The following is a 9,087-nucleotide window of genomic DNA, read 5'->3' on the forward strand; positions in this document are numbered from 1 at the left end:
CTGCCTTGTAAAGGCATGTAGTCCTTTTGTTAACAATCCCCAGGGAATTCAGATGCGTAAAAGTTTCTTCAAGCTGGCGGCTCTGGCCGCTGTTGCCGGTGCGCTGTCTCAAGGCGCGATGGCTGCCGACGGCACCATCAACTTCACGGGCGAAATCGTCGATGCGCCCTGCTCGATCTCGCCGAACAGCCAGAACATGACCGTGCCGCTGGGCAAGGTCGCGCGTACGGTGCTCGACGGCGGCAAGGGCAAGAAGGCCACGCCGTCGAAGTTCACGATCGACCTGCTCGGCTGCGGCGCCACCGCCAAGGGCGCGACCGTGTCGTTCACCGGCACGCCCGACCTCGACGACGCCACCACCCTGCGCCTGGCGAATGCCGGCCAGGTCGGCGTGACCACCGCTTCGGGCGTGGCCATCGAGCTCGGCGATTCCGCCGCCACCAAGATTCCGCTCGGCTCGGAATCGGCGCAGTACGTCCTGGGCCAGGGCGACAACGCCCTGAAGTTCCAGGCCGTGTACGTGTCGACCAAGGACACCGTGACGGTCGGTCCGGCCAACTCGGTGGCCCAGTTCACGGTCAACTACAAGTAAGCCGCTGACGCGGGATCCGGCCCCTGCCATCGCGCAGGCGCCGGCCGGATTTCGCTCCGGACCGACGCGGCGCGGCGACCTCGCGTGGGCGCGCCGCGTCGGCCGGTTTTTTCCATCACCCGTCTTTTTTCCGCCGGTGCGCCGCGTGCGCCGCCGTGCTGGGGTGCGCCCGGACGCCAGCGTCCACCGCACCGAGGAACCCGTCGTATGTGCAGCAAGAATCGAATTCGTTGGACCCTGGGCATCGTGGCGATGCTCTGCCTTCAATGGCCGGCCGCGGCGGGCGTGATGCTCGGCGGCACGCGCGTCATCCTGGGCGAGAAGGACCGCGAAGCCTCGATCCCGGTGAAGAACACCGGCACCTCGCCCTACGTGGTCCAGGCCTGGATCGACGCCGGCGAAGGCAAGAACAAGACCCCGATGCTGGTCACGCCGCCGCTGTCGCGGCTCGATCCCGGCATGGAGAACATCCTGCGCATCATGCGCGTGGCGGGTGAGCTGCCCGCCGACCGCGAATCGGTGTTCTGGCTCAACGTGAAGGAGATTCCCGAGCGCTCGAAGGACGAGAACGTGCTGCAGATCGCGGTGCGCAGCCGCATCAAGCTGTTCTACCGGCCCAGCGGCCTGGGCGGCAAGTCCGAGGAGGCCCGCGCGCAACTGCAGTGGGCGGTGGCCGGCGGCGCGCAGGGCCCGGTGCTTCGAATCGGCAACCCGACGCCCTACCACGTGACCTTCACGGGTCTGAAGATCAACGGCGGCCAGCAGGACATCAACGCCGACATGGTGCCGCCCTTCGGCGAGTCGGTGTATCCGCTGACCGCGGTGAAGGCGCCGCAGGCGATCCAGGTCAACTTCACCACGCTCAACGACTACGGCGGCGAAACGCCCGAGGAGCTGGTGCGCGTGCCCGCGGGCGATGCGCCGGTGGCCGTGAAGGCCGAGCTGGTTCCGGTCGCGGCGGACGCCGCGAAGCGCTGAGGAAGGCGAGCCGAGCCATGCGCCGCCGCGTGCCCACCTTCCCCGCGCTGCGTCGCGCGCCGGTCGCCGCCGCGCTGCTCGCGGGACTCGGCATGCACGGCGCCCATGCCACGCCCGCGCCGCAGAAGCAGCAGCTCGCCGCCTCGAGCTTCAACGAGGAATTCCTCGGCATCGGCGGCGACCAGCCGAATGCCGACCTCTCGCTGTTCTCGTTCGGCAACCGCGTGCTCGCGGGCAAGTACACCGTCGACGTCTCGCTCAACGAGCGCGGCGTGGGCCAGAGCGAGGTCCGCTTCGAGGACAGGGAAGGCACGAACGACGCGGTGGCCTGCCTCACGCGCGGCCTGCTCGAGGGCTGGGGCGTGAACGTCGCCGTGTTCCCCACGATCGCCGGCGCCGCCGACGAGGCCTGCATCGACCTCGCCAGCGCCATTCCCGAATCGAAGCTCAGCTACGACGCCGGCCGCCAGCGCCTGTTCCTGAGCATTCCGCAGGCCGCGCTCAAGCGCAGCGCGCGCGGCGCCGTGGGTCCCGAGAAGTGGGACAAGGGCATCACCGCCTTCATGCTGGACTACCAGCTCAACTACTCGCGCTTCAGCGGCAGCAACTACCGCAACGACACCCCGCTGGCCAACCCGCAGCTCAACGTCTTCGACGCGGCCGACCCGTTCAACCGCAACCGCAACACGCTCCAGCGCAACACCTTCTTCGCGGGCGTGCGCGCGGGCTTCAACATGGGCGACTGGCGCTTTCGCCACTACTCGACCTACAACCGCGGTCTCGACGGCAAGAGCCGCTGGCAGGGCGTCACCAGCTACGCGCAGCGCGACCTGGCCTCGATCAACGGCCAGCTGCTGATCGGCGACGGCAACACGCCCGGCAACTTCTTCGACAGCCTGCCGTTCCGCGGCGTGCAGGTGTCCTCCGACGACGCGATGCTGCCCGACAGCCTGCAGGGCTACGCGCCCACGATCCGCGGCATCGCCCAGACCAATGCGCGCGTCACCGTGCGGCAGAACGGCTACGTGGTCTACAGCACCTTCGTGGCGCCCGGGCCGTTCGTGCTCGACGACCTCTACCCGACCTCCTCGAGCGGCGACCTCGAGGTCACGATCACCGAGGCCGACGGCCGCCAGACCAGGTACACCCAGGCCTTCTCGGCCGTGCCCACGCTGTTGCGCGAAGGCACCTGGCGCTACTCGGCCACCGTGGGCAAGTACCGCAACGGCTACGACAGCGTGAACACCAACCCGCTGCTGCCGAGCCAGGTGCCGGCCGAGCCCGTGTTCCTGCAGGCGACCCTGGCGCGCGGCCTGCCCGACGAATACTCGGTGTACGGCGGCCTGATCGCCGCGCGCAGGTACCAGTCGGGCCTGGTGGGCGTGGGCAAGAACATGCGCACCTTCGGCGCGGTCTCGGTCGATCTCTCGGCCGCGCGCACCGTCGACCGCTTCGACAAGACCTACAACGGCCAGTCGCTGCGCTTCCTCTATTCGAAGGCCTTCGTCGATTCCGGCACCAACTTCCGCGTGGCCGGCTACCGCTACTCGACCAGCGGCTATCGCACCTTCCAGGAGGCGGCGCTGATGCAGGGGCTGCTCGCGCCCGGCAACTTCAACAGCCGCCGCAACGAGCTGCGCTTCGAACTCTCGCAGCAGATCGGCGACTGGGGCTCGGTGTTCGCCTCGGCGCGCCAGCAGACCTACTGGGGCACGCCCGCCAAGGACCGGCTGGTGCAGATCGGTTGGTCGGGCAACTACAAGCAGTTCGGCTACAGCATCTTCTACAACTACAGCACCAACAACGGCAGCGTCGACGCCCTCGGCACCGGCGTGGCGCGCCCGGCCAACCGGCAGCTCATGGTGCTTTTCACCATTCCGCTGGGCGACACCCGCGCGAGCGCGCAGTACACGGTCAGCCGCGACAGCGACGGGCGCCTGAACCAGCAGGCCAGCGTCTACGGCAGCGCCTTCGAGGACAGCCGGCTGACCTACAACGTCACGGCGGGCCACACCAGCGTGCAGGGCGACGGCGCGAGCGGCAGCAGCAGCGCCAGCGCCAGCGCCAGCGCCAGCTATCTCTCGCCGGTCGGGCGCTTCGACCTCGGCCACTCGCAAGGCAAGGGCTACGGGCAGACCACCTTCGGCATGTCGGGCGGCCTGCTGGTCCACGGCGGCGGCATGACGCTGTCGCAGCCGCTGGGCGAGACCATCGCGCTGGTGCAGGCACCCAAGGCCGGTGGCGTGGGGCTGGAGTCGCAGCCGGGCGTGGCCACGGACAGCGCGGGCAACGCCGTCATCCCGAACCTGAGCCCGTACCGTCTCAACCGCCTCGCGCTGCGCACCGGCGACCTCGGCGACACCGTCGAGGTGAAGAACGCGGCGATGGAGGTGGTGCCCACGCGCGGCGCCGTGGTGGTCGCCAAGTTCGAGACCTCGGTGGGCTTCCGCCTGCTGATGACGCTGACCGACACGAAGGGCCGGGCGTTGCCGCTGGGCTCGAAGATCGAGAACGAGGCGGGGCAGGAGGTCGGCATCGTCGGCCCCGACGGCCAGGCTTTCGTGACCGGCGCGGGGCAGAGCGGGCGCCTCGTGGTGCGCTGGGGGCAGGGCGCGAGCGACCAGTGCTCGGTGGCCTACAGCCTGCCCGAGGACGCCAATCCGCCGCCGATCCGCGAGCTCGCGGGGCGCTGCGACGCCGAGCCGGCGCCGCAGGCCGTGCCCGGCTTCCTGCAATCCAGGGATGGCGCGGGAGGCGGCCAGGACGCCCGCGCCACCCCCTCATCGAAGGGAGCGGAATGACGCATCTCCGACACCGACCCGCCGCGCGGCGCCTGCTTCGCCTCGCGCTGCCCGTCGCCATGCTTTCGCTGGGCGCCCAGGGCGCATGGGCCGCCTGCACGAAGAATCCCGCCTACACCGAGCGCGTCATCAACATGGTGATGGGGACGATCGTCGTGCCCAACGACGCGGTCGTGGGGCAGAAGATCGGCGAGAAGGACTTTCCCGTCTACACCGCCGGCGTGAACAACCAGCCCTGGGTCTGCAATGGTGCGGGCGGCACGGTGAGCGGCGTGATGCTGCAGGGGCAGGACCTGAACTTCCCGGGGTTGGAGAAGCTGTACTCCACCAATGTCCCGGGCATCGGCATCCGGCTGCTGCGCACCATCTCCAGCACGCAGAAGACCTACTACCCGCACACGCTCACGGGCAGCTTCGGCTCGTTCGACCCGAACGCCGCGTTCCGCGTCGAGGTGTACAAGACCGCGGCCACCACCGGCAGCGGGCCGCTCGCCTCGGGCACCTACACCCAGTACTACAGCCTCGACGACGGCAAGTCGGTGCTGACCACCTTCCTGAGCGCCAACGCGATCACGATCATCACGCCGACCTGCTCCGTGGACGTGGGCTCGCGCAACATCTCGGTGCAGTTCGGCAAGGTGCCGCAGAGCGATTTCAAGGGGCGGGGCACGACCGCGGCCGAGCGCAACTTCAACATCAAGCTCAACTGCAAGGCGGGCACGGGCATCACGAACACGGTCTACCTGCGCATGGATGCGACCAAGGATCCGGCCGGCGACGATGGCGTGCTGCGCATCACCCAGGGCGGCGCCGGAACCGCCACCGGCGTCGGCATCCAGGTGATCGACGGGCAGAAGACGCCGGTGAAGTACGGCGAGGGCGCGCTGGTCGGCCCCTCGAAGGACGGCGACTACACGCTGCCCTACACCGCGCGCTATTTCCAGACGGGCAACGCGGTGACGCCCGGGCGCGCCGACGGCACCGCGACCTTCACGCTCGAATACAAGTAGCGGCGGCGCGCGCTGGAAGGACCGGACAGGCTGTGACTCAGCCCAGGTCCGGCCGCATCGGAATGTCGCCCATCGCGTCATCCTCGCGCAGCCCGCGCGCGGCCTTCAGCAGCTCGATCGACAGTCCGTCGCCATGGCCCGCGAAGCCCTGCGCGATGCCCTCCAGCGCGGTCGAGAGTCCGAGTTCCCCGTCGGCGCGCGCGTCCATGCTGATGTTGAGCACGCGCGCCGCCATCTGGCGGTAGGTGACGGCGCCCGCGCCCTCGAGCGCCGCGACCAGGTCGAGGTACAGCGCGAGGTTCATGTCGAACACGAGCTTGGGGGTGATCTCGAAATCCTCGTTGTTGTTCTTCTTGTCCATGCGGTGACTCCTTTCTTCGGGAGTCACCACTCTAGCCACAAAAAGCGCGCGCGCCCGTCGGACACGGGCGATGTTGTGCCGCGTGCACGCATCCGGGGCCGCGCCCGCGCCGCGGTCATCCCAGCCGCAGCAGCAGCGCTGAGGCCGCGCACACCAGCAGGAAGGGCACGCTCAGGCGATGGAACTCGCGCAGCCCGTTCGGCAGCTTCGCGAGCCGCAGCGCGATCAGGTTGGCGAGCGAGCCCAGCACGCAGCCGAAGCCGCCCACGCTCACGCCAGCGGCCAGCGCCGGCAGGTCGTGCACGTAGCGGTCGAGCAGGATGGTGGCCGGCACGTTGCTGATGAACTGCGAGCTCACGATCGCCGCCAGGTAGGCGCGCCAGCCCTCGGCGATCGGCCACTGCGTCATCAGCGCGGCGATGAAGGGCAGCTCGGCGAGCTGGCGCAGGTCGACGAACATCAGCGCGATGATCGCGAGCAGCGCCCAGTCGACGTCGCGCAGCACGCGGCGCTGGAACAGCAGGTAGGCGCCGAACACCACCGCCAGGCCCGCGGCCAGCCAGTGCCGGTCGAGCGCGACCACGAAGCCCACGAACAGCAGGCCCGACAGCGCCAGCAGCCGCGGCTGCACCGGCGCGCTGTCGGCCGCCGGCTTGAGCGCGATCGCGGTGCGGGGCACCAGCAGCCAGACGGCGGCGAACAGCCAGAACAGCATCACGCCCACGGTGGGCGCCATCATTCCCATGAAGCCCGCGAAGCTCTCGCCGCTGCGGTGCCACAGGTAGAGGTTCTGCGGATTGCCGATCGGCGTGAGCGCCGAGCCCGCGTTGACCGCCAGCGCCTCCAGCACCACCAGCCGTGCCAGCGGCAGGTGCGCCTGGGTGGCGAGCACGCGCGTGAGCGGCACCAGCAGGAACAGGCTGACGTCGTTGGTGACCAGCGCCGACAGCACGGCGGCGCTGGCCACGAGCAGCAGCGCGAGCCGGCGCAGGTCGGTGGTGCGCGCCAGCAGGCGCTGCGCGGCCGACTGCAGCACGCCGCTCTTCTCCACGCCCTGCGTGATCGCGAGCAGGCCCGCGAGCGCGCCCACGGTCTGCCAGTCGATCAGCTTGAGCCAGTCGAGCGGCGCGTGCGGCCGCAGGAAGGCGAACAGCACGGCCACCGCCACCAGCACCCAGAGCAGGCCGTTGCCGCCGCCCTCGTGCGGCGGTGCGGAGTCCGTGGAGGCGGTGGCGGGGGGCAGGGCGGACGCGGTGTCTTTGGTCATGGAGCGGCGGTGATCGGGGCACGGGCGGCGGGAGCGTGCGCGGCACGCACCTGCCGCCCCCGAGTTTCGGGCATGGCGAGCGCGAACAGCGCGAGCGCCGCGGCGGCGATGGCCGCGAGCACGACGAAGGCGCTGCCGTAGCCGGCCGCGTGCGCGATGCTGCCCGCCAGCAGGTTGCTGAGCGCGGCACCCAGCCCGACGCAGGCCGCGCCCAGGCCGAGCGCGAAGTTGAAGTGGCCGCTGCCGCGCGTGAGGTCGCCGATCATCAGGGTCAGCATCACGCCGAAGATGCCCGCGCCGATGCCGTCGAGCACCTGCAGCGCGAGCAGCGCGGCGGGGCTGTCGGCCAGCAGGTAGAGCAGCCCGCGCACCGGCAGCACCGCGAAGCCGACCAGGAACACCGGCTTGCGCGCGAGCCGCGGCGCCCAGCGCCCGACCGCCATCGCGATCGGGATGGTCACCAGCTGCGTGACGATCACGCCGGCCGACAGCCACAGCGTGGCGACTGCGCCGGTGCGCGTGCCGACCTTCTGCGCCACCAGCGTCAGCATCGCGGCATTGGCCAGGTGGAACAGGAAGGCGCAGGCCAGCAGCACGACGAGGCGGCGGTCGTGCCAGCGGACGGTGCCCTGGGCGGCGTCATCGGATGGCGCGTCGGCGCCGCGCGCCAGCCGCGGGTCGACGTCGCGGTCGCGGATCAGCAGCGCCGCCGCGATGGTCGGCAGCGCCATCGCCACCGCGTAGAAAAACATCGCGCGCGGCCCGAAGGCATGGCCGACCCAGCCGGTGCCCAGCGCCCACAGCACGGTGCCGGCCGCGGTGATCGCGGCATTGCGGCCGATGCGCGCATCGAGGCCGGCGCGGCCCACCATGCCGAGGCTGGTGGCCGCGATGGCGGGCGCGACCAGCGTGCCCGCGGCGCCGATCAGCGACTGGCCCGCGAGGATCACGCCATAGGTCGGCCAGCGCGCCATCGCCACCAGGCACAGCGCGATCAGCGCGATGGCGCCCGCGATCCAGCGCGGCTTGCGGCGCACGCTGTCGATCAGCGCGCCGGCCGGCGCCTGCACCGCCAGCCCGACCAGCGCCGAGACGAACATCACGCTGCCGATGCGCTGCGGATCCCAGGCCAAGGAGCCGGCCATGAAGACCACCAGGAAGGGGCCGACGCCGCCCTGGATGTCGGGTGCGAAGAAGGCCAGCGCATCGAGGGCGCGCAGGCTGCGGCGGGCGGGCGTGGTCGTCATGGCGGGGCGAGCCGAGGATCAGGAAGCCGGGCCGCGCGGGGCAGGGCGCGGACCGGGCCCGGACGTGGACCGCGCAGCACCTCGGCGACCGTGTCCGCCGTCGGGCCCAGGCCGGTGGCCTCGAGCGCCGTGCCCTGCGCGCCGCGCGTGCCCCAGCCGCGCGCATGGAGCTCGGCGCCCGGCCGCAGCTGGTCGCGGTACATCGCGCCCACATGCGGCGGGAAGCGCACGATGGTCTGGTCGGCCAGCAGCACGCCGTTCACATCGCCGCGGTCGGTGTAGAGCAGGCGGTCGATGCGGCCCTGCGCGCTCAGCGCGTCGAGCGCGCCCGGTTCGCGCGGCGGCCGCGGCGGCGCCTTGCCGGGCGCGGGCGGGGTGTCGGCCAGGCTGCGGCCGTTGGCCTCGAGCGAGCGCATGCGCAGCACCGGCACGCCGGGCGCGCGCCAGCCGCCGACCTGCACCGTGTCGCCGGGCCGCAGCAGCTGCATCGCGTCGGCCGACAGGTGCGGCGGGAACGCGACCTGGGTGCCGTCGGCCAGCAGCAGGCCGTCGGCCTCGCCGCCGGGGTTGAGCAGGAAGCGCTGCACGCGGCCTGTGACGACCGTGCCGGCCTCGGGCGCGGCGGTTGCGGCGCCCGGGGGCAGCGGAGCACCGGGCGGCGGGGACGGCAGTTGGGCGAAGGCCGTGCCGCCCGCGAGCAGGAGGGCGGCGGCGATGAAGGGGGTGCGGACGGTCATGGGAGGCTCCTTGCGGGGTGGATGTCTCCAGGACATCTCACGCAACGTGCCAGCACCGGAATCCTTTGGAATCAACGACTTGCGAGCGCCGCCG

At 71.1% G+C, this 9,087-nt stretch carries 8 protein-coding genes; 4 read left to right on the plus strand and 4 right to left on the minus strand.

The window, feature by feature from the left end; translation table 11 throughout:
• Positions 1–52: 52 nt before the first annotated feature.
• The 4 genes from ACODT0_RS12245 (at position 53) to ACODT0_RS12260 (ending at position 5,381) form a co-directional block, all read left to right on the plus strand.
• On the plus strand, positions 53–592 hold the full coding sequence (locus ACODT0_RS12245; RefSeq protein WP_057596172.1) for a fimbrial protein: 540 nt from the start codon (positions 53–55) through the stop codon (positions 590–592).
• Between the two features lie 252 nt (positions 593–844).
• A complete protein-coding gene (locus ACODT0_RS12250) occupies positions 845–1,570 on the plus strand; it encodes a fimbrial biogenesis chaperone (protein ID WP_489041385.1) in 726 nt (241 codons plus the stop codon).
• A gap of 17 nt (positions 1,571–1,587) precedes the next feature.
• The gene (locus ACODT0_RS12255; RefSeq protein ID WP_489041386.1) at positions 1,588–4,371 is read left to right on the plus strand and encodes a fimbria/pilus outer membrane usher protein; all 2,784 of its coding nucleotides are present in this window, start codon (positions 1,588–1,590) and stop codon (positions 4,369–4,371) included.
• The gene (locus ACODT0_RS12260; RefSeq protein WP_479671407.1) at positions 4,368–5,381 is read left to right on the plus strand and encodes a fimbrial protein; all 1,014 of its coding nucleotides are present in this window, start codon (positions 4,368–4,370) and stop codon (positions 5,379–5,381) included. Before ACODT0_RS12255 ends, ACODT0_RS12260 begins: the two co-directional genes overlap by 4 nt.
• A gap of 37 nt (positions 5,382–5,418) precedes the next feature.
• Here the strand turns inward: ACODT0_RS12260 and ACODT0_RS12265 are convergent, their stop codons facing one another.
• The 4 genes from ACODT0_RS12265 to ACODT0_RS12280 all read right to left on the minus strand — a co-directional run bounded on the left by ACODT0_RS12265 (position 5,419) and on the right by ACODT0_RS12280 (position 8,993).
• Complete coding sequence (locus tag ACODT0_RS12265; RefSeq protein ID WP_261215558.1) at positions 5,419–5,742, minus strand: hypothetical protein; 324 nt, start codon at positions 5,740–5,742, stop codon at positions 5,419–5,421.
• Between the two features lie 115 nt (positions 5,743–5,857).
• A complete protein-coding gene (locus tag ACODT0_RS12270) occupies positions 5,858–7,009 on the minus strand; it encodes an SLC13 family permease (RefSeq protein ID WP_489041387.1) in 1,152 nt (383 codons plus the stop codon).
• The gene (locus ACODT0_RS12275) at positions 7,006–8,256 is read right to left on the minus strand and encodes an MFS transporter (RefSeq protein ID WP_489041388.1); all 1,251 of its coding nucleotides are present in this window, start codon (positions 8,254–8,256) and stop codon (positions 7,006–7,008) included. Before ACODT0_RS12275 ends, ACODT0_RS12270 begins: the two co-directional genes overlap by 4 nt.
• Positions 8,253–8,993 carry a hypothetical protein gene (locus tag ACODT0_RS12280; protein WP_489041389.1) on the minus strand — a complete coding sequence of 247 codons (741 nt, stop codon included), beginning with the start codon at positions 8,991–8,993 and terminating at the stop codon, positions 8,253–8,255. The genes ACODT0_RS12275 and ACODT0_RS12280 overlap by 4 nt, the downstream gene beginning before the upstream one ends.
• Positions 8,994–9,087: the final 94 nt, after the last annotated feature.

The organism is Variovorax sp. FG153 (genome assembly GCF_057809595.1).

Bases quoted from the DNA above. Each gene is read 5' to 3' on its own strand.
- ACODT0_RS12245 (WP_057596172.1), top strand. From the start codon at position 53: ATGCGTAAAAGTTTCTTCAAGCTGGCGGCTCTGGCCGCTGTTGCCGGT.
- ACODT0_RS12250 (WP_489041385.1), top strand. From the start codon at position 845: ATGCTCTGCCTTCAATGGCCGGCCGCGGCGGGCGTGATGCTCGGCGGC.
- ACODT0_RS12280 (WP_489041389.1), bottom strand. From the start codon at position 8,993: ATGACCGTCCGCACCCCCTTCATCGCCGCCGCCCTCCTGCTCGCGGGC.
- ACODT0_RS12260 (WP_479671407.1), top strand. From the start codon at position 4,368: ATGACGCATCTCCGACACCGACCCGCCGCGCGGCGCCTGCTTCGCCTC.
- ACODT0_RS12270 (WP_489041387.1), bottom strand. From the start codon at position 7,009: ATGACCAAAGACACCGCGTCCGCCCTGCCCCCCGCCACCGCCTCCACG.
- ACODT0_RS12255 (WP_489041386.1), top strand. From the start codon at position 1,588: ATGCGCCGCCGCGTGCCCACCTTCCCCGCGCTGCGTCGCGCGCCGGTC.
- ACODT0_RS12265 (WP_261215558.1), bottom strand. From the start codon at position 5,742: ATGGACAAGAAGAACAACAACGAGGATTTCGAGATCACCCCCAAGCTC.
- ACODT0_RS12275 (WP_489041388.1), bottom strand. From the start codon at position 8,256: ATGACGACCACGCCCGCCCGCCGCAGCCTGCGCGCCCTCGATGCGCTG.